Source organism: Propioniciclava sp., from assembly GCF_047602245.1.
In the GTDB taxonomy this organism is placed as follows: Bacteria; Actinomycetota; Actinomycetes; order Propionibacteriales; family Propionibacteriaceae; genus Propioniciclava.
This window is the reverse complement of sequence record NZ_JASGHT010000001.1, coordinates 1,202,027-1,221,625: the sequence shown is the minus strand read 5'-3', so window position 1 is coordinate 1,221,625 and position 19,599 is coordinate 1,202,027. Positions and strand designations below refer to the sequence as shown.

The following is a 19,599-nucleotide window of genomic DNA, read 5'->3' as shown; positions in this document are numbered from 1 at the left end:
AGTAGGGTGGACGTGTCCTAGTCAGGTAGGAGTCGCCCGTGAGCATCGAGTACATCCCCAGGATTTTGGACGCGGAGCTCTCTGAGCTGCTGGCCGAGATGCCTGCGATCCACATCGCCGGCGCCAAGGCAACGGGAAAGACCGCGACTGCCTCTCGGCGAGCGGGTTCGATGGTGCGGCTCGACAGCGAGGCCGCGCGTCTGCGGATCGAGGGTGATCCCGGTTTTCTTCCCTCCCTGGTCACCCCCATCCTTCTCGATGAGTGGCAGCGCATGCCGTCGGTGTGGGACACCGTCCGCCGTAGCGTGGATGATGGCCCGACCCCCGGTCGATTCCTCCTCACCGGGAGCGCGCATCCGAGGGACGCCGTGATTCATTCCGGTGCCGGACGCATCATTTCGCTGAGGATGCGCCCCATGGCACTCGCAGAGCGCAGGCTCGTGAGCCCGACGGTTGGGCTCACGAGCCTGCTCGCCGGCGCTGCCACGATTGAGGGGGCGAGCCCGCTTGTGCTGCCGGACTACGTTGAAGAAGCGCTGGCGTCGGGTTTCCCTGGTATTCGACGCCTGTCAGGCCGCGGCCGGGCGAGTCAACTGGCCTCGTATGTCGAGAACATCATCTATCGCGAGTTCCCCGAGCAGGGCTATCAACTACGAGCGCCCGACACCCTCCGGCGCTGGCTGCGTTCATACGCGGCGGCGGCAGGGACGACCGCGAGCTACGCGAAGATTCTCAACGCGGCAATGCCCGGTGAACTCAACCCGGCCAAGAAGACCGCGGCCGCCTACCGCGACGTCCTCGATAGCCTGTGGTTGCTCGACTCGATCCCTGCGTGGATGCCCGGAGTGGAGCCGCTGGGACGTCTCGCCGAATCTCCCAAACACTTCCTGGCTGACCCGGCACTCGCCGCGGTCCTGCTGGACGTGACTGCTGACGACCTCCTTGATGGTGATGCGGATCGTGATCCGGTCGTGCAAGCGGTTGCGGACGGACAAGGCCGCATCGCCGGCCGTCTCTTCGAACAGTTGGTCGCATTGAGTCTCAAGACCTACGCCCAAGCTGCAGGTGCGCGTGTTTCGCACCTGCGGACCCGAAACGGTGACCACGAGATCGACTTCATCGTGGAGCTTGGTCGCTCGACTGTCGCGTTCGAGGTGAAGCTGTCCCCGATCGTCCGCGATGAGGATGTCCGTCACCTGATCTGGCTTCGGGAACGGCTTGGTCCGCAACTCAAGGACGCAGTGATCGTGACCACTGGGCCGGATGCTTACCGCCGCAGGGACGGGGTTGCCGTCGTCCCGGCTGCGCTTCTCGGTGTCTAGGCTTCAGGTCGCGGAGAGGGGCGGCGGTCACTGGGGTGGCTGGGCTTCGATTCGCAGAACGAAACGGTCGGAGGAGCCCGGTATGTTCCCTCGGTTATGCCAGCGGAAGGATGGCGGGCGATGCTGCGGCACTGACATCGGGTTCGATCCCGTCCGGACGACCTTGATATGGGCGGCTTGCGTGTCCGGAAATGGCGTGAGCCTGGCTCGTCGACCGTCCGGAAGACTGCCAGGCTCGCTTCGCGGGGCTACTGCCCGTTGCACTGACTACTTTAAGTGATCATCTGGGAAGCGGCAAGGATGAGGGTCTGCGACGGACAACATATTCGCTTGTCGGACAACACTTTCCGGGGGTGATTCCCTTGGTTGGGAACCTGTGTTCGAATAGAATTGAGGCATGTCCACCACCCCCGGCATCGAACTCGCCAGCGTCGCTGACGCGCTTGCGGCGCTCGATCATGCGACCGGCATGATCGTTGCCGGCGAGGTCGCGCAGGTGCTGGCGATCGCGGCGGTGTGTGACCTGCATCAGGTCGATGAAACGGTGCTGGTCGAGGGGTGTGAGCGGTGGGTGCCCGGTGGTGCGGACGGTACGCCGAAGATCGGCGAGTTCATCGCGGCCGAGATCGGTGCCTTGCTGGGCGTGAGTCCCGGCAGCGCGATGGTGCGCATCGCCCGGGTGCTGAACGTGCGGCACCGGCATCCGGTGCTGTGGGCGTCCGTTCTCGCCGGTGACGTTCGTTTCCATGAGGCCGCACGGGTGGCGGACGCCTGCGCGCAGGCCCGGCTCGACGCGCGGGCGTGCGGGTGGGTCGACCGGCAGTGCGCGGTCGCGCTGCTCACTCAGCCGTGGGCGCGGGTGCGCAACCAGATCGACGGCTGGATTCTGATGGCCGATCCCGCCCTCGCCGCGGAACGCGCCACCCGGGCCGCCGAAGCCAGGCGAGTCGGTATCGGGGCCATCGTCGACGGTCATTGCGACCTGTGGGGTCGTCTGGACGCTGCGGACGCCATCGCCTTCGACCAGGCTCTCACCGTGATCGCGCAGACGCTGCCGGCCGGTGACCTTGACGCACGCGCCGGCGGTGATGGCGGTGACCGTGTCTGCCCGGGCGAAACCGAAGGCCGAGGGGATCTCGGGCTGGGTGGCGCCGGTCGGTCGCTGGATCATCGCCGCGCCGCAGCGGTGGGCGTCCTGGCCCGTCAGGCGCTCGGTCAAGCCGAACTTCCGCGCGCGGCCGAGATCATCGTGCGTATCGACGCGACGGTGGCGGGCGATGTCGGCCGCGACGAGAATCTGCGGATCGCGGCGGCTGCTGGCCATGCGGCGTCCGGACGCCCGATCCATCCCGACCACTGCAATCAGACTCCGCGGCTCGCGCCTGTGGCCACCGTCCAGGGCTGGGGTGCCGTGCTCGCCGGGCAACTCCGCGATCTGCTGAGTGGCTGCAAGGTCACCGTCCGGCCCGTGGTCGATGCGCGCACCCTTCCCGTCGCGAGTAGTTATCAGATTCCCGACGCGATGAGGCTGGCGGTCACCGAACGCTGGCCGGTCGATGCCTTCCCGTACGGAATGAGCGCCTCGACCATGTGTGACCTCGACCACTCGGAGCCCTATGGAGCCGGCGGGCGAACCGAGGTGGGCAATCTCGCACCGCTGAAGCGCTTCGGTCACCGCGTCCGTACCCATGGCGGATGGCGACTCGACCAGCCGGCGCCGGGTGTCCTGACCTGGACGTCGCCGCACGGTTACACCTACGCCACCACACCATCGGGAACCATCCGGATCGGCAGGCCATCCCCACGCGAGTACCGGTGGTGGCAACAAGAACCACCCGACTGGATCGACCCCGGCACCGCCACACCCGAATCGATCGGATCGTCGTCGGCGCGAGCGCCGTCGTCCAGAATGATGCTGCGCGCATCCGATCGCCAAGATGACCCCGGGCCACAGCAACCGCTCCTCGCGTTGGCGCCACTCGCCACAGTGTGATCAGGTGGCCCGGGAGGACTCCCGCTAAACTCCCAAAACTTTGGTTATCGAGCCGCTGAGGCTTGTTTGCGACTGCGCTCCCTCCGGAGAAGATCCTTGTCCGGAGGAGGTTCTCAGGGCGAATTCGACAGCGTGAGTGAGCTTCGATCGTGTAGCCAACTCCCATAACTTTGGTCGTCAGACGCGGCCGCAGGAACCGGAACTGCCCTGGTCAGTGGTGTTCGCCGGCCAGGTGCAGGACGGCCTCGGCGAAGGCCCAGATGCCGGCGGCGACGTCGTTGACGCTGACGAACTCGTCGGGGTGGTGGCTGATGCCGCCGGGGTTGCGCATGAACAGCATGCCCACGTCGGTGATGTCGGCGATCGACATTCCGTCGTGGCCGGCGCGGCTGAACAAGGTGGCGGGGGCGTCCACCCCGGCGGGCAGGGTGGCCATGATGCCGGCGCGCACCACGTCCTGTAGCAGGGGAGCGCAGAACACGGCCGGCGCACTGTGTATCTCGCGGGCGCGCCAGCGCAGGCCGCGGCGTCCCATGATCGCGTCCAGGTCGCGGGCGATCGCGTCCCAGACCTTGTCGCGCGAATCGTCGAACTCGCCGCGCAGGTCGAGGCTGAGCCGGGCTTCGCCGGGCACGACGTTCACCGCGCCGGGGAAGGTCTCCAGCTGTCCGACGGTGCCGATGATGTGGTGTTCGGCGCGGCAGATCCGCTCCACGGCGAGTGCGGCCTCGCTGGCACCCAGCAGGGCGTCGCGGCGGGTCTCGTACGGGGTGCCGCCGGCGTGCCGGGCCTCGCCCTCGATGGTGATCTGGAACCGGCGCGCGCTGGCGATCGATGACACTACGGCGAGCGATTCCCCGCGCGCATCGAGTTCGGGGCCCTGCTCGATGTGCGCCTCCAGGTAGCCGACCAGCTGGTCGGGACGGTAGGCGGCCTCGCCGATGCGTCCCGGGTCGAGACCGAAATCCAGGAAGGCCTCGCGCAGGGTCACGCCGCTCTCATCGGTGAGCCCCCACCATTCGTCGTGCCAGCCGCCCGCGGACGCCGCCGAGCCGAGCAGCGCCTTGCCGAACCGGGTGCCCTCCTCGTCGGAGAACGCGATCACCTCCAGCGCGAACGGCAGCGGCACCCGCGCGGGGCGTCCCGAACCGGCGGGTGCGCGCAACAACCGGACCACCTCGAGCGCCATCAGCACGCCGGCGATGCCGTCGAAACGTCCCGCGTTCGGGACGGTGTCCAGGTGCGAGCCGAGCAGCAGCGCGGGCGCCTCGGGATCGCCGTAGAACGGCAGGATCCGGCCCACCTGGTTGCCGGCGGCGTCCTGGTGGGTGGCCATGCCGATCTCGCGCATCCACTCGGCGACCAGCCGGTTCACCCGGGCATGCTCCGGCGACAAGTAGACCCGCTCGATGCCGGCACCCGGCGTCGCCGTGGCCCGCGCGAGCTCGTCGCAACGCGCCACCACGCGGCGCGCGGCGGCGAAAATACGGTCGGGACTGACGTCGGCCAGGCGTTGGTGCTCGTTCACCGGACTCACCCCGCCCGGTACACGTCGCTCGCCGCCTGGACGCCACCTCCGCTCGGAACCGGGACGCCGAAGCGCCGCAGCGCCGCTTCGAGTGCGGCCAGCGTGGTGTAGACCGCGTCCGGGCGGGCGTTGTAGCCCATGGTGCCGATCCGCCAGACCCGGCCGTGCAGCGGGCCGAACGAGGTGCCGATCTCGATGCCGAAGTCGTCCAGCAGCATCGCGCGGACGGCGTCCCCGTTCACCCGCTCGGGGATCTCGACGGCCACCACATTGTTCATCTTGTGCGCGATGTCGCCGAATACGCCCAGCCCGAGGGCCTGGACGCCGGCCAGCATCGCCGCGCCGGCCAGCCGGTGCCGGGCGATCGCCTGCGCGCGCCCCTCGATCAGCATCAGTCGGGCGCATTCGCGGGCCGCGTACAGCATCGAGGTCGCCTCGGTGTGGTGGTTGAGCCGGCGCGGTCCCCAGTAGTCGAGGATCATGCCGAGATCGAAATAGTTCGACCGGATGAAATCGGACGCCTGTGGGTCGCCGTCCTCGCGGATGCCCGCCTCGACCCGGCCGCGGGAACGGATCACCTCGACCGCGCGCTCCGACAAGGTGATCGGCGACGAACCCGACGGCCCGCCCAGGCACTTCTGCAGGCCGGCAGTGGCGGCGTCCAAGCCCCAGGCGTCCGTCTCGAACGCATTGCCGCCCAGCGAGGCGGTCGCGTCGGAGTAGAACAGGACGCCGTGACGCGCGCACAGCGCGCCGATCTCGTCCAGCGGCTGCGCCATCGTGGTGGACGTGTCACCGTGCACCAGCGCCAGCACGGCCGGCTTGACCCGGACGATCGCCTCCTCGATCACCGAGACCGGGAAGACCTGGCCCCAGTCGGTCTCGATGGTGTGCACCTCGGCCATCGCCCGCTCGGCGATCTCGGCGAGCAGATGCCCGAACCGGCCGAAAACAGGCACCAGCACCCGGTCGCCGGGCCGCAGCAGCGACACCAGCGCGGCCTCGATGCCCGAGCGCGAAGTGCCGTCCACCAACAGCGTTGCCTCGTTGGCGGTCGCCCACACGCCTCGGTAGAGCTGCTGGGTTTCGTTCATCATCGCGGTCATGAACGGGTCGTATTGGCCCACCAGCGGCGCCGACATGGCGCGCAGCACGCTCGGGTAGGCCGAGATCGGGCCGGGGCCCATCAGCAGGCGGGCCGGCGGATCGATGGGGCCGGGGACGGTCATGTGGGTTCCTCCTGAGGGGGAGCGGGGTGATGAGGTCGGGGCGGTGGCGGCGGGGCTCACCGCGGCCGGCCGGAACGCTGGACGAGCGGACTCATGCCAGCAACGCCTCGATCCGGCGGGCCAGGCGCACCAGCGCGATGTCGGTGCCCTCGCCCGAGATCAGCGCCACGCCGACCGGGGCCGGGCCGAGTTGAGACATCACGGTCATCAGCGGCGCCGACAGCGACGGCAGTCCGCCGATCGCGGCGGGCGTGGTCATCCGCAGCGTGGCCGCGCGGACGGCGTCCACCTGCGAACCCGACCGGGTGCGCATCGGCGCGGGGCCGGGCACGGTCGGCATGATCAGGACGGCGTCGGCGACGAGTTCGCGCAGCGAATCGCGCAACTGGCTCAGTTCGGCGCGGGCGGCCGTCTCCTGCTCGCGGGTGATCTCGGACGCCGCCCGGAACCGTTCGGCCACGGCGGCACCGGTCGCGCCCGGATGCTCGCGCATCCATTCGCCGTTGTTGCGCCACGCCTCGGCGCCCTGCACGATCCGGAACGGCTCGTAGTAGCGGTCGAGATCGCCGATGTTCACCGTGCGGATCTCGGGTGCGCCCGGGGCGTCGGCGAGCTGGCCGAGCAGCGCGCCGAAGGCCTCGCGGGTGGCCGGTTCGGCTGCCTCGACCGCCTCGGCGACCACCAGGAAACGCCAGGGCAGATCCTCCCCTGAGGAGCCGTAGACCCGCTCGGTGGACGCCGACCCGTCGTAGGCCAGGCACCAGTCGGCAACCCGCTGCAGCGTCGCCGAATCACGGGTCAGCCAGCCGATGGTGTCGAACGACTGCGCGAGCGGTAGCAGCCCTTGCCGGGGCACCAGATTGTGCGTGGTCCGCAGCCCCCACAAGCCCTGATAGGACGCCGGCACCCGGATCGAGCCGGCCGTGTCGGTGGCCAGGCCGATCTCGGTCTGGCCGGTGGCGACCGCGCTCGCGGGCCCGTTGGAGGAGCCGCCGGGCAGCGCGCCCGGCACGGCGCCGTTGGGCGGCGTCCCGTAGTGCGGGTTGTCGCCGGCGATGCTGTAGGCGAACTCGTCGGTGCGCGCGATGCCGCGCAGCGAGGCGCCGCCGAACAGCAGATCGCTGACCGCGGGCGCGGTGGTGCCCTCGGGGCGGGCATGCCGCAGATAGGTGGGATTGCCGGCGCCGATGCGGCGTCCCTGAATGGCGAACAGGTCCTTCACCGCGAAGGTGAGCCCGTTGAGCGGGCCCTCCGCCTGGGCGTGCCAGAACGGGTCGCCGACATTGCGCCACACCGAACGGTCCAGCGGCTGGGAGCGCGGCGTCACGTGCGCGACGGTGATCAGCCAGCGCCCGTCGATCTTCTGCCACAGCTGCGTCTGCAGGCCGGTGCCGCCGGCGGCATAGCGGGAGATCGACACCAGCAGCACGGCGTCCTCACCGAGCGGACGGCTCTCCAGACGCTCGATGCGCCGCGCCGGGACGCCGCCTCGGGTGCCGCGGAACGCCGAGATCGCATCATGGCCGACGAGCAGGCCCGCCGCGTCGCCGCGCATCGTGGTGGGGGTGTCGGCGAACGAGTCGTCGAGCACGTCGAGGTCGTCCTCCATGATCGCCCGCTCGTAGCGCCAGAACGCCTCCAGCAGGTCGGGCGGCACCTCGGACGCCCCCCGCACGCCGCTCAGCGGGCCGGCGGAGTCACTGCGCTCGGTCACGGAGCACCTCCTCGAAGTCGGATTCACGGATGCGGGCGTGCACGCCGCAGGTGATGTCGACCACCTGCGAGATGTCGAAATCGGTGGCCGCGCTCAGATAGGCGTAGGCGAGATGCTCGTCCATGCCCCAGCGGGCCCGCAGCAGCGACAGCGCCGCGCGCACGCACGCCCGCATCGCCTCGTTCAGGTCGGGATCGAGCCCGGTCGGCACCAGATAGCCCGCCGCGCGCACCAGCGGGCCGGTCACCTCGCCGAACTCGGCCAGTGCCTCGTCGCGCGGCACCACGTCGAAACGCAGCGTGGCGCGCAGGGACGCCTCGAGCGCGGTGAGCGCCACCTCGCCGTCGCCCTGGGCGAAGTGCGGGTCACCGACATAGGCGAGCGCGCCGTCCACCTGCACCGGCAGGTAGAGCACGCTGCCCTCCACGAGCAGGTTGATGTCGATATTGCCGCCGTGCGCGCCGGGCGGCACCGAATGCGGGCGGATGTCGTCGTCGACGGCGATGCCCATCGTGCCGAGGAACGGCGCGAGCGGGAACTCGACGATCCGCGGGCCGCCCTCGGTCACCGGCAGCAGCCCGACCAGCTGGCCGGCCCGCTCCTCGACGGGGCAGAACACGCTGACGTTGCCCGGGGTGCGCGGCAGTTCGCCGGCGAGCGCGCCGCGTCCGTGCCGGTTCGAGATGACGCCGTAGGGCACGCGCGGGGTGAGCGTGACCACGGTGACCTTGAGCAGGTCGCCCGGGCGGGCGCCCTCGATACGGATCGGTCCGGTGACCACGTGCGGGCCGTCGGTCGCCGGATCGTGTCCGGGGCCGGCGGCGATCTCGATCGCGTCGCCGAGCACGGACGCCGCGGGCACCCCGTGCCCGGTGAAATACGCCAGCGGGTCGCGTCCCTGGTCTTCGAGGATGCCCTCGTGGCTGACCGTGTCGATCGTCACCGTCGTGCCGGGGGCGATGGTCAGCACCGGGGCGTCCGTGCGGCAGGGCAGCCGGCCCCACAGGACGTGCGCGGGCGTCGCGGGAAGGTAGACCTCGCCCGGGATCGGGCCGGTACCGCGCTGCAGGATGGTGTTGGGCGCGGTGTCGGTCACGCCGGGGCCGCCGTCCCCGCGCGCAGCAGATGCCCCGCAGGCGGACGCCGCAGGTGCGGTGCCTCGCCGGCCTCGCCGAGGGCGGCGTCGAACACGACCTCGCCGTGCAGCCAGGCGCGGCGGACGCGGCCGGCGAGGGTGCGGCCGTCATAGGCGCTGATCGGGTGGCGGTGCTCGAGCTGCTCGGCGTTCACGGTCATCGGCTCCTCGGGGGCGAACACGGTCAGGTGTGCCCGTCGACCCTCGGCGATGACGCCGACGCCGTCAAGCCCGGCCACCGCCGCCGGGCCGGTCGTGTAGAGCGGCAGCACCGTCGCGAGCGGGATGCCGCGGCTTTGGGCCTCCGTCCACGTCGCCGCCAGCCCGACCTGCAGGCCGGCGATCCCACCCCAGGCCAGCCCGAAGTCGCCGTCGCCGGCGCGCTTGAGATCGACGGTGCTGGGGGAATGATCGCTGACGATGGCGTCGATCGTGCCGTCGACGATGCCCTCCCACAACTGATCGCGGTTGCTGGCCTCGCGGATCGGCGGGCAGCACTTGAACTCGCTCGCGCCGTCGGGGATCTCCTCGGCGACGATGGTCAGGTAGTGCGGGCAGGTCTCCACGGTCAGCGGCAGGCCCTCGGCCTTGGCCGCGCGGATCGCGGGCAGCGCGCTCGCGTCGCTCAGATGCAGGATGTGGGTGCGGCAGCCGGTGCGCCGGACGCCGTCGATCACCGTCTCGATCGCCGAGCGTTCGCTCTCGGGCGGACGCGAGCGCAGGAACCCGTCATAGCTGGCGCCGAGCGCGCCCTCGCCGGCGAGCAGCGCCGGATCCTCGGCATGCACGATCAGCCGCGAGCCCAGCCCGGTGATCTCGGTCATTGCGCGCAGCAACTGCTCGCGGTCGAGGTGGCCGAACTCGTCGACGCCGGAGGGGGACAGGAAGCACTTGAACCCGTACACGCCCGCGTCGTGCAGCGTGGCCAGCGTGCCCAGATTCTCCGGCACCGCGCCGCCCCAGAAACCCACATCCACGTAGGACGACCGCCCCGCGCACAACCGCTTGATCCGCAGCGCGTCCGCGGTCGTGATCGGCGGCCACGAGTTGAGCGGCATGTCGACGATGGTGGTGACACCGCCGGCCGCGGCGGCCAGGGTGGCCGAGCGGAAGCCCTCCCACTCGGTGCGCCCGGGCTCGTTGACGTGCACGTGCGAGTCGACCAATCCAGGCAGCAGCACCGCATCGTCGGGAATATGGACGATATCGGTGGAATCCCCGTCACCGGGCTCATCGAAGGCGCGCTGCGCGAGCGTGATCTCGGTGATCACGCCGTCGTCGATATCGAGGCGTGCGGGACGGAAATCACCGTCGATCCAGGCGTGCCGTGCAATGATCGCGAAAGGGCGCGCCAAGGCCATCTCGTGCCTCTTTCCTGATGTGTCGGTCGTGTCGTCCAGCAGGCTAATCCGGGCATATTGCGTGCGTGTTTCGATCGCCTTACCGTGGATCGGCCGATTTCGGAACGTGGTTGTTACACGCCTGAAATGTCCACCACTTAAGTTCGGGCGAATGGACCTCGACGAGTTCAACCTGGCCCCGCCCGCCGACGCCCGCGCGGTCGCGATGGTGTGGGCCGCGATCCCGGCCTGGGCCGATGCGCTCGTGGCCGGACGGCCCTACCCGACGGTGGACGCCGCCGCCGCGGCGGCCGAACAGGGGGCGGCGTCCTGGACCGTCGACGACCTCGATGCCGCGCTCGCGCACCACCCCCGGATCGGGCAGCGCCCCACCGGCGGCGGAGCCGAAGCCGCGGCCTCCCGCCGGGAACAGTCCGCGATGGGGGCGGCGTCCGATGAGCTCAGCGCAGCGATGGCCGAGGCCAACGCCGCTTATGAGAACCGGTTCGGGCGCGTCTTCCTGATCCGCGCGGCGGGGCGGACGCCCGAGGAGATGCTCGCCGAGGCCCGCCGCCGGCTGGGCAACGACCCCACCGCCGAAGCGGCCGAGGCCCTCGGCCAGCTGGCGCAGATCGCCGTGCTGCGGCTGCGGCAGGCCCTCGGTGCCGGCGTCCGGGCCGGCGGCGCGACGATAGGAGCACGATGATCAGCCACCTCACCACCCACATCCTCGACGCCACCTCGGGCATGCCCGCCAGCGGCGTCGAGGTCGTCCTCACCACCACCTCGGGCGACGAGATCGCGCGCGGCCTCACCGACGCCGACGGACGCCTCGGGCTCGGCCCCCAGGTGCTCGCCGAAGGCGACTATGCGCTCGTCTTTGCGACCGGAGCCTATTTCTCCTCCCACGGTGTGGAAGCGTTCTACCCTCAGGTGAGCGTCGCGTTCACCGTCGGCGGGCGGGCGCATTACCATGTGCCGCTGCTGCTCAGCCCGTTCGCTTATTCGACCTACCGCGGCAGCTGATCCTTCGTGAGGTTTCCGGTGGTCTGAAACGCGATTTTAACGCGACGGAAATCGGCCGTCGATCTTCGAGTCATAACTTTGTCGGGTAAGCCGCAGCTGACCGATCGAAATGGAGATCGACCCATGACTCAGACCACCAACCCCGTCGTGGAGGCGCCGCCCGGCGCCAAGACGACCCGGCCGGAAGACGAGAGCCTCGGGCTGGGCCGTACCGTCGGTTACGGCGTCCAGCACATTCTTGCGATGTTCGGCGGCGTCATCGCGGTGCCGCTGATCGTGGGCGGCGCCGCCGGCCTCGACACGGCAGAGAAGGCCCTGCTCGTCGCCTGCGGCCTGTTCGTCAGCGGCCTCGCCACCATGCTGCAGACCCTGGGTGTCCCGTTCTTCGGCGCCCAGTTGCCGCTGGTGCAGGGCACCTCGTTCGCGGCGGTGTCGACGATGCTCGCCATCATCGGCGACAACGGCGCCGAAGGGCTGCAGCACGTCTTCGGCGCGATCATCGTCTCGGCGATCATCGGCCTGGTGATCGCACCGTTCTTCGCGAAGGTCGTCCGGTTCTTCCCCGAAGTGGTGACCGGCTCCATCATCACCATCATCGGCCTGTCGCTGATGCCCGTGGCCGCCCGCTGGATCACCGGCAACGAGATGATCGTCGTCAACGGTGAGAGCGTGGCGAACCCGTCGTTTGCGTCGCTGTCCAACATCGGTCTGGCCCTGTTCACGTTCGCGGTCGTCATCGTGCTCAGCAAGATCCAGACGCTGTCCCGGCTGGCCGTCCTGCTCGGTTTGGCGGTCGGCACCATCGTGGCGCTGATCCTCGGCATGGCGGACGCCTCGGTCGTCACCCAGTCCTCGGTCTTCGCGTTCCCGCAGCCGATGGCCTTCGGCATGCCGCTGTTCGAACTCGGTGCCATCATCTCGATGACCATCGTGATCCTGGTGATCATGGTGGAGACCACCGCCGACCTGCTCGCCGTCGGCGAGGTGATCGGCTCCAAGGTCGACTCCCGCCGCGTCGCCGACGGCCTGCGCGCCGACATGATCTCGACGCTGTTCGCGCCGGTGTTCAACGCCTTCCCGGCGTCCGCCTTCGCCCAGAACGTCGGCCTGGTCGCCCTCACCGGCATCAAGAGCCGGTTCGCGGTCGCGGCCGGTGGCGTGATCCTGGTGGTGCTCGGCTTGTCTCCGATGGCGGCGGCTGTGTTCAGCCTGATCCCGGGCCCGGTGCTCGGCGGCGCGGGCATCGTGCTGTTCGGCACTGTCGCGGCCAGCGGCGTCCGTACCCTGGCGAAGGTCAACTACCAGGGCAACAACAACCTGGTCATCGTCGCGGCCTCGATCGCCTTCGGCCTGATCCCCGTCGTGTCGCCCGACTTCTGGCACGCGTTCCCGACCTGGTTCGTGACCATCTTCCACTCCGGCATCAGCGCGGCGGCTGTCGTCGCGGTGCTGCTCAACCTGTTCTTCAACGTCCTGCTGCCCGGCAAGCCCGAGGATCCCAGCGGCTTCGCCGCCGCCCCGGCGCTGCGCGTGCAGCAGGCCGAGTCCGAGATCCTGCGTGCCGGTGGCACGCTGGATCCTGATTCCTACGAGCCGGACGACCGGGTCGAAGGTACTCGTGCGAAGGGTCCCGGCGCCTTGCACTGAGCGTCACGGGAAACCGGCAACACGAGTAAGTTTGCCGGGGCGGCTGACCATCGACGGCCGCCCCGGCAACGCATGTCAACACACCGGCGGCCGTCGAGGACGGTCGCACGACCACGAAACGTCACCCAACGAATCACGAATCACGAAGAACGCGGAGGGTTTTCTTCCATGGACCAGCCTGTGCGCCCGGGCGTACTGCCACTCCTTCTCGTCGGCGTCGCCGGGGGCCTGCTGTCGGGCATGTTCGGCATCGGCGGCGGCACGATCATCGTCCCGGCCCTGGTGCTGTGGCTCGGCATGCAGCAGAAACTGGCGGCCGGCACCTCGGTGGCGGCGATCCTGCCCACCGCGGTCGTCGGCGCGACCAGCTACGCGCTGCAAGGGCACGTGGACTGGATCGCGGCCCTCTGCATCGCCGCCGGCGTGATCGGGGGTGCGCAGGTAGGCACGCTGCTGCTCGCCAAGCTGCCCACCGGCGTCATCCAATGGTCGTTCATGGTGTTCCTCGCCTTCGTGATCGTCAGCCTGTGGTTCGTGGTGCCGTCGCGGGCCGACCGCCTCGAACTGGACGTCCTCAGTGGCGTCCTGCTCGCCGTGATCGGCTTCGTCACCGGCATCCTGTCGGGCGTCCTCGGCGTAGGCGGCGGCATCATCGTCGTGCCGGTGTTGATGTTCTTCTTCGGCGCCAACGACCTGCAGGCCAAGGGAACCTCGCTGCTGATGATGATCCCCGGATCGATCTCGGGAACGCTGGGCAACATCCGCCGCGACAACGTCGACCTGCGCGCCGCCGTCTGGGTCGGCCTCGCCGCCTGCATCTGCGTGCCGCTGGGCACCTTCATCGCCGGCTGGGTCGATCCGTTCTGGGGCAACGTGATGTTCTCGCTCTACCTGGCCTTCATCCTCGGCCAGATGATGGTGAGAAAGCTCCGCGCCAAGAAGGCTTGAGCCGACGGTATGACCGGGTCATACTTGGCGCATGAAGGCGGCGATCTCTGTACCCGACCACCTCTTCGACCGGGTCGATGAGGTGGCCAAGAAGCATGGGATGAACCGGTCGCAGTTCTACGCGGCGGCCGCCGCCCGTTATGTGGATGAGCTCGAAGCCGCTGACCTCACGGCGGCGATCAACGCGGTCGCCGACCTGGTGAACGCCGACGATTCCAACGAGTTCGCTGTCGCCGCAGCGCACCGGCTGGTGGTGGGGGCCGACGACGAATGGTGAGGCGCGGCGACATCCACTGGAGTGATCTCGGTGATCCTTGGGGTAGTGCGCCCGTGAAAAGGCGTCCAGTGCTCATCCTTCAGGCCGACAGCTTCAATCAGAGCAGACTCGCCACCACGATCGTCGTAGTGATCACCTCGAACACCGCGTTGTCGCAAATGCCGGGCAACGTCTTCCTTCCCGCGCATGCCACGGGATTGCCGAAGGATTCGGTCGCCAACGTCACCGCGCTCATGACGGTTGACCGGCGCCATCTCGATCCGCATCCTGTCGGAGACGTTCCACCCCACCTCCTGGCTGATATCGAACGTGGTGTCCGGGGAGTCCTCGGTTTGGATGTCACTCTTGGCGGAACTCGATGACCACGCGCCGGTTCTTGGCTCGGTTCTGTTCGGTGTCGTTCGGGTAGGCGGGGCTCGACTCGCCGCGTCCGGTGACCTGCTGGCGGCCGCTCGCGATGCCGTGCTCGCCGAGATAGCCGGCCACCGCATGAGCCCGTTCCTCGGATAGCCGCTGGTTGGACGCGTCGTCACCGGTGTTGTCGGTGTGGCCCTCGATGCGCACCTGGCCGTCGAAACCCTTGTCCTTCGCGTCGGCGAGGATCGCGTCCAATGCCTGTGCCGCGTTCGGCAGCAGGATCGCCTTGTTGTACTCGAACAGCACCGACTCGGACGCCTCGTACGTCACCGAATCCTCGGCATCGACCGCGCTGACCGCTGAAGTGAGCTTGCGCCAAGGCAAGTAGCCGTGCGGGACGTATGCGTGGCGCAGGTAGACATGGGGCACATACAAGCTGGGGATGTAGACGCGGGGCACATACTCGCCGTCCTCATTCACGCTGTCACGGGATGAGGATGTCCGAGTGTCGCTGGGGCGGGTCATGCTGGGGCGCGTCATGCTCGGCCGGGTGACGCTGGCCGCGGAGCCGTCCTGCTCGACCTGGCAATACTGCGGAGTGGAGGTCGCTTCCTCCGTGATGGCGGGAAGGTCGAGGCCGGCTCGCTCGAAGAGGCGTCCGCCCGCGTCGCGGAATGAATACCCATCGATCCGGGCGGCCGGGATCCACGCTCCGGAGATGGTCACGGCCGGCAGGCATCCTGCGGGGGCGTCATAGGTGACGATGCAGCCGGCTTCGGCTTTCGTGGACGGAATGCTGACGGCCGGGATGTCGATGGCCGGCACCACCACGCGACCGACGCGCCATTCCGGCTCGGAGACCCGGGACCACTGCACCGCCGGGATGGTCTCGTCGCGGAGCATCTCGATCGTCTTGCCCGGGCCGGGCGAACACAGTTCACGCGTCTCGTCGATGAGGCGCTGTTCGACTCCCCAGGTCGAGGTGTCCGCCGCCGGTGTGGGACTGGCGGGCGCCGGGGGAGTGCCGGGTGGGGTGAGCGGCGACAACGAGCATCCTGCGAGCAAGAAGGTGGCGACGCAAGCGGCAGTGGCCGGGACGTTCGTGAGCGGATGTGTGGCGCGAGATGAGTTCATGGGGCTGGCCTCCTTGGGATGCGACCAGTCTTCCGAGGTGGATCTGAGCGGGGCCACCAACCCGCAGCCAAGCTGTGGATAACTCCGAGAGGCAATCGCTTCCGCCGCCGTCGGCGGCTGGATAGGGTCATGGCCAGAGGACATTTTCCGCAGCGAGGAGGAAGCCATGCCCCGATTGACCGTTCCCGGCGACACCCCGATCACGCTGTACTACGAGGATTCCGGCGGTGACGGACGCCCCGTCGTCCTGATCCACGGCTGGCCGCTGTCCGCGGCGGCGTGGCAGACGCAGGTCGGGCCGCTGGCGCAGGCCGGCTACCGGGTGATCGCTTATGACCGCCGCGGCTTCGGGCGCTCGGAGAAGCCCGCGTCCGGCTACGAGTACGACACGCTCGCCGCCGACCTCGACGTGCTGATCACCCAACTCGACCTCACCGGCGCCGTGATCGTCGGCTTCTCGATGGGGGGCGGCGAAGTCGCCCGCTACATCGGCAGCTACGGCGAAGAGCGCCTGGCCGGAGCCGTGCTCGCCGGTGCGATCACGCCCGCGCTGTGCATCACCGAGGACAACCCCGACGGCGGCATGCCGATCGAAGGGTTCGAGGGACTGCGCGACGAATGCGCCGCCGACCGCGAGGCGTTCCTACGCAAGTTCATGACCTGGTTCTTCTCCAACCCGTCCGAGCTGGCGATCACGCCCGAACAGTTCGAGCAGGTGCTCGCCATCACCGCCGAAGGCTCGGACGACGCGCTGCTGCAGTGCATCATCGCCTGGGCCACCGACTTCCGCGCCGATGTTGAGAAGTTCACCGTGCCGACGCTGGTCATCCACGGAGACTCCGATAACAACGTGCCGTTCGAGCCCTCCGGCAAGCGCGCGGCCGCGATGATCCCGTCCGCGACGCTGCACGTGGTCAAGGGTGGGCCGCACGGATTCAACGTGTCCCACGCCGGCGAGTTCAACGAGGCGCTGCTCGCCTTCCTGGCCGGGTTGCCCGCCTGACAAGCTGGTTGCCGCCGCTCGTCGGACGCCGTGGGCTCGCCTGACCCAGGCGCGGCCTGAATGATCCCGAAGCCCTGTCGGCTACGGGTTCTGCGGGCCCGGTGGCGCTACACACACGAGGGCCCTCCTCCCGCTAGGGAAGGAGGGCCCTCGTTGCTGTGCGACCGCATCACTCGGCGGTGCTGGTCGCCCCGGCGTCCTCGGGCCGCCGCGCGTTGAATCCCTGCGCGAACCCTGCCGCGAAGCCACGCTCGTACGCGCGCAGGATCTTGCGGCCGTGCCCGCGGCCGCGCCCATGGCGCGGACCGTGCTCGTGGTGATGGTGGCCGACGTCAGCGCCGGGACCGAATGGCCGGCGGGGCGCGAAGTCGGTGCCCGGGCCGTACTCCGGACGGGGATCGAACGGAGAGTGCAGGCCCGCGTCGCCCTCGGGACGTTCCTCCCGTGGGCCGCGACGGCCGCGGCGCCGCCCGAACTGCGGAGCAGAGTCGGAGTCGCCCTCGGGGTGGCTATCCCACGGACCGCGGCGGCGTCCGCCGCCGCGGTGCTCGCGCTCGCCGCGGCGCTCCTTGCGTGCCGTGCGGCGCTCGCGCCGTTCCGCGCACTCAGGGCAGGGGGACTCGGTGTCCGGCTCGCTGGGGTGGGTGTCGTGTTCGTTGATGTTCTCGGTGGTCATGATGTGCTCCTCGGATGTCTGGTCGCGCCACCCGGTGCGGCGCATTGCATGTCATGCAGCATGTATATGTAGAGTGACATGAGTTCAGATGCATGTCAAGTGGCATGTAATGGTGGATCGTGAGGGTGGACTGCCGGGATCGTCACAGGAATCGTCGTCGCGGACAGGTTTGGAGCCGGTGAGTGTGACGATTTCGGCATTGGCATTGGCATTGGCATCGGCATCGGCATCAGGCGAGGCGTTGGCATGCGTCGATGCATGTCATGTCGCATGTAGTCTGCTGCCGTGAGTGAGTCAACTGCTGCCAGCTCCGCCGAGCGCATCGCCGCCGCGCTCGCGCGTCTCCGTGGCCCTCGCCCCGGTGGTCCCGGGGGCGGATGGGGCCGGCATCACGGCCACCATGGCGGCGAGGCTCGCGGATTCGGTGGTCCCGAACGCAGTGGATTCGATGGTCCCGAACGTAGGGGACCGCATCCCTCCTTCGAGGGTGGCCCGGATGGGAGAGGCCGGGGTGCCGGTCGTGGGCCAGGTGGAGGGCCTCCGCCCGGCTTCGAGCCCCAGCGTGGTTTCGAGCCTCAGCGCGGTTTTGGCGGTCCTGGCGGTGCCGGGCGCGGGCCGCGCGGACCCTGGCACGAGGGTGGCCCGCTCGGCCGGATGGCCGCGCGTTTCCGGCTGCTCGAGGTGCTCGCCGCCGCCTCCGCTCCACCGAGCGTGAGCGAACTCGCGGTGTCGATGGGCGTCGATCAGCCGCGTGCGAGCCGCTTGGTGCAGGCCGCCGTCGAGGCGGGGCACGTTCGCCGCGAGGCGGATCCCGCCGATGCCCGCCGCACTCAGGTGGTGCTCACCGACGAGGGCCGCGCCATCGTGGAGCGCACCCATGGCGAACGGATGTCTGCCGTCGAGCGGGCGCTGGATGGCTTCACCGACGCCGAGCGCGAACAACTCGCCACGCTGCTCGGCAAGCTCGCCGACGCCTGGCCCCGCTGAATCCACCCGGGCCGCAGACGCCTCCCCGCCGACGGCCCCCTCATGGGGCGCGTCTCCCAAACCCGACAATGACCGATGTAGCCCCGCGTGGCCCTCACGCGGGGCTACATCGTGTTCAGTACATCGGCACCGTCGTGGTGTTGGGCTTTCTGGTGCCGCGTGGCCCTCACGCGGGGCTTCATCGCGTTCAGCCGTGGCCGTTCAGGCGGAGGTGTGTGCGCTCGCGTGGTCGAAATCTATGTCCAGTTTCGAGGCGGGGTGCTGCGACAAGGGGTGATGCGCGCGGCGATGAATCTGGACATAGAAAATGGACACGCGACGCCCGTGACGCCCACGCAGGGGTGCGCCCACGCCGAGGTGCGCGCCGGGGAGTTCACCCAGGGCCGATAGGGTCGCCGCATGCCAGCACGCGTGGAGGCCGACCCGTTCAACCTCGGGGCTTTCCGCGTCATGGCCGGCGACACGGCCCAGTCGTGGGTCGACCCGAACGACCCGCTCCGGCTGGAGTTCGAGTACGTGCAGCGCATCTGCGAGGCCCTCGATGCCACCGTGCTCGCCCGGACGCCCGAGGAGCGGGTCCGCGTCGTGCACCTGGGCGGGGGCGGGCTGACCATTCCGCGGTATGTCGCGGCGCGCCGCCCGGGCAGCGCGCAGATCGTGTGCGAGCCGGATGCCGACCTGATCGACGAGGTGCGCCGGCTGATGCCGCTGCCGCGGCACTCCGGGATCAAGGTGCGCACGGTCGATGGGCGCGGGGGTCTTGCGGCCATGCCGGCCGGCTATATCGACGCGCTCGTGCTGGATGCCTTCGACGGCCCGCGGGTGCCGGCGTCGCTCGCCACCGCCGAGTTCTTCGACGAGGTCGCCGCCAAGCGGCGGCCCGGAGCCCTGTTCGCGGCCAACGTCACCGACAAGGCGCCGTTCGCGTGGGCGCGGCGTTTTGTGGCCGGCGTCCGCGCCGTGCACCGGCATGTGATCGTCAGCGCCGAGGCTCCGGTCTGGAAGGGCCGCCGCTACGGCAACCTGGTCGTCGTCGCCTCGGATGCCGCGCTACCCACGACGGCCCTGTCGCGGCACGCCGCGCGGGCGGCGTTCGCCTACCGTGTGCTGGCCGGCCGCGAGGTCGCCGACTGGGTCGGCGGGGCTGAGCCGTTCACCGACGGCGAGCCGCAGCCCTCACCGGTGCCGCGCAAGGGCACTTGGTTCTCCTGAGACCGGACCGATCGCGACGCCCCCGGACGAGAAGCCACCGGGGCCCCGCCGCGACGAACCGCGGGACCCCC

18 protein-coding genes are annotated in these 19,599 nt (G+C 69.5%); 11 read left to right on the top strand and 7 right to left on the bottom strand.

Annotated features, from left to right (window positions below):
- Window positions 1–38: 38 nt before the first annotated feature.
- Together QM708_RS05995 and QM708_RS05990 are read left to right on the top strand one after the other, a co-directional pair.
- The gene (locus tag QM708_RS05995; RefSeq protein WP_415105414.1) at window positions 39–1,322 is read left to right on the top strand and encodes an ATP-binding protein; all 1,284 of its coding nucleotides are present in this window, start codon (window positions 39–41) and stop codon (window positions 1,320–1,322) included.
- A 397-nt stretch (window positions 1,323–1,719) separates the two neighbouring features.
- Window positions 1,720–3,315: a DUF222 domain-containing protein gene (locus tag QM708_RS05990; RefSeq protein WP_415105412.1), complete on the top strand. Its 1,596-nt coding sequence runs from the start codon at window positions 1,720–1,722 to the stop codon at window positions 3,313–3,315.
- Window positions 3,316–3,526: 211 nt separating this feature from the next.
- Here the strand turns inward: QM708_RS05990 and QM708_RS05985 are convergent, their stop codons facing one another.
- The 5 genes from QM708_RS05985 to allB all read right to left on the bottom strand — a co-directional run bounded on the left by QM708_RS05985 (window position 3,527) and on the right by allB (window position 10,282).
- Window positions 3,527–4,843, bottom strand: coding sequence for a Zn-dependent hydrolase (locus QM708_RS05985; protein ID WP_415105409.1), 1,317 nt, complete (start codon window positions 4,841–4,843; stop codon window positions 3,527–3,529).
- A gap of 5 nt (window positions 4,844–4,848) precedes the next feature.
- On the bottom strand, window positions 4,849–6,072 hold the full coding sequence (locus QM708_RS05980) for a pyridoxal-phosphate-dependent aminotransferase family protein (RefSeq protein ID WP_415105406.1): 1,224 nt from the start codon (window positions 6,070–6,072) through the stop codon (window positions 4,849–4,851).
- Between the two features lie 91 nt (window positions 6,073–6,163).
- On the bottom strand, window positions 6,164–7,786 hold the full coding sequence (locus QM708_RS05975) for an AtzH-like domain-containing protein (RefSeq protein WP_415105403.1): 1,623 nt from the start codon (window positions 7,784–7,786) through the stop codon (window positions 6,164–6,166).
- Window positions 7,770–8,882 carry an acetamidase/formamidase family protein gene (locus QM708_RS05970; RefSeq protein WP_415105401.1) on the bottom strand — a complete coding sequence of 371 codons (1,113 nt, stop codon included), beginning with the start codon at window positions 8,880–8,882 and terminating at the stop codon, window positions 7,770–7,772. Before QM708_RS05970 ends, QM708_RS05975 begins: the two co-directional genes overlap by 17 nt.
- On the bottom strand, window positions 8,879–10,282 hold the full coding sequence (gene allB, locus QM708_RS05965) for an allantoinase AllB (protein WP_415105398.1): 1,404 nt from the start codon (window positions 10,280–10,282) through the stop codon (window positions 8,879–8,881). The genes QM708_RS05970 and allB overlap by 4 nt, the downstream gene beginning before the upstream one ends.
- A 151-nt stretch (window positions 10,283–10,433) precedes the next feature.
- On the opposite strand from allB, the gene uraD reads away from it, so the two are divergent.
- From uraD to QM708_RS05935, 6 genes are all read left to right on the top strand, one after another.
- Window positions 10,434–10,967, top strand: a complete 534-nt coding sequence (gene uraD / locus QM708_RS05960) for a 2-oxo-4-hydroxy-4-carboxy-5-ureidoimidazoline decarboxylase (protein WP_415105395.1) — start codon at window positions 10,434–10,436, stop codon at window positions 10,965–10,967.
- Complete coding sequence (gene uraH, locus QM708_RS05955; protein WP_415105392.1) at window positions 10,964–11,287, top strand: hydroxyisourate hydrolase; 324 nt, start codon at window positions 10,964–10,966, stop codon at window positions 11,285–11,287. Before uraD ends, uraH begins: the two co-directional genes overlap by 4 nt.
- Window positions 11,288–11,410: 123 nt before the next feature.
- Window positions 11,411–12,934 (top strand): nucleobase:cation symporter-2 family protein, encoded by a 1,524-nt coding sequence (locus QM708_RS05950; protein ID WP_415105389.1) that lies wholly within the window; start codon window positions 11,411–11,413, stop codon window positions 12,932–12,934.
- Between the two features lie 168 nt (window positions 12,935–13,102).
- Window positions 13,103–13,882: a sulfite exporter TauE/SafE family protein gene (locus tag QM708_RS05945; protein WP_415105386.1), complete on the top strand. Its 780-nt coding sequence runs from the start codon at window positions 13,103–13,105 to the stop codon at window positions 13,880–13,882.
- A gap of 31 nt (window positions 13,883–13,913) precedes the next feature.
- Complete coding sequence (locus QM708_RS05940) at window positions 13,914–14,159, top strand: ribbon-helix-helix domain-containing protein (protein ID WP_415105383.1); 246 nt, start codon at window positions 13,914–13,916, stop codon at window positions 14,157–14,159.
- Window positions 14,153–14,521 carry a type II toxin-antitoxin system PemK/MazF family toxin gene (locus QM708_RS05935; protein WP_415105380.1) on the top strand — a complete coding sequence of 123 codons (369 nt, stop codon included), beginning with the start codon at window positions 14,153–14,155 and terminating at the stop codon, window positions 14,519–14,521. Before QM708_RS05940 ends, QM708_RS05935 begins: the two co-directional genes overlap by 7 nt.
- Here the strand turns inward: QM708_RS05935 and QM708_RS05930 are convergent.
- Window positions 14,499–15,650: an OmpA family protein gene (locus tag QM708_RS05930; protein ID WP_415105377.1), complete on the bottom strand. Its 1,152-nt coding sequence runs from the start codon at window positions 15,648–15,650 to the stop codon at window positions 14,499–14,501. The genes QM708_RS05935 and QM708_RS05930 overlap by 23 nt on opposite strands.
- Window positions 15,651–15,816: 166 nt before the next feature.
- Between QM708_RS05930 and QM708_RS05925 the strand changes: the two genes are divergently transcribed.
- Window positions 15,817–16,653, top strand: coding sequence for an alpha/beta fold hydrolase (locus QM708_RS05925; protein ID WP_415105374.1), 837 nt, complete (start codon window positions 15,817–15,819; stop codon window positions 16,651–16,653).
- Between the two features lie 169 nt (window positions 16,654–16,822).
- Here the strand turns inward: QM708_RS05925 and QM708_RS05920 are convergent, their stop codons facing one another.
- On the bottom strand, window positions 16,823–17,329 hold the full coding sequence (locus QM708_RS05920) for a hypothetical protein (protein WP_415105371.1): 507 nt from the start codon (window positions 17,327–17,329) through the stop codon (window positions 16,823–16,825).
- A gap of 654 nt (window positions 17,330–17,983) precedes the next feature.
- Between QM708_RS05920 and QM708_RS05915 the strand changes: the two genes are divergently transcribed.
- Entirely contained in the window at window positions 17,984–18,316 is a 333-nt protein-coding gene (locus QM708_RS05915) for a MarR family winged helix-turn-helix transcriptional regulator (protein WP_415105368.1), read from the top strand.
- Window positions 18,317–18,715: 399 nt separating this feature from the next.
- The gene (locus QM708_RS05910; RefSeq protein WP_415105365.1) at window positions 18,716–19,528 is read left to right on the top strand and encodes a spermidine synthase; all 813 of its coding nucleotides are present in this window, start codon (window positions 18,716–18,718) and stop codon (window positions 19,526–19,528) included.
- The last annotated feature ends 71 nt before the right edge of the window (window positions 19,529–19,599 follow it).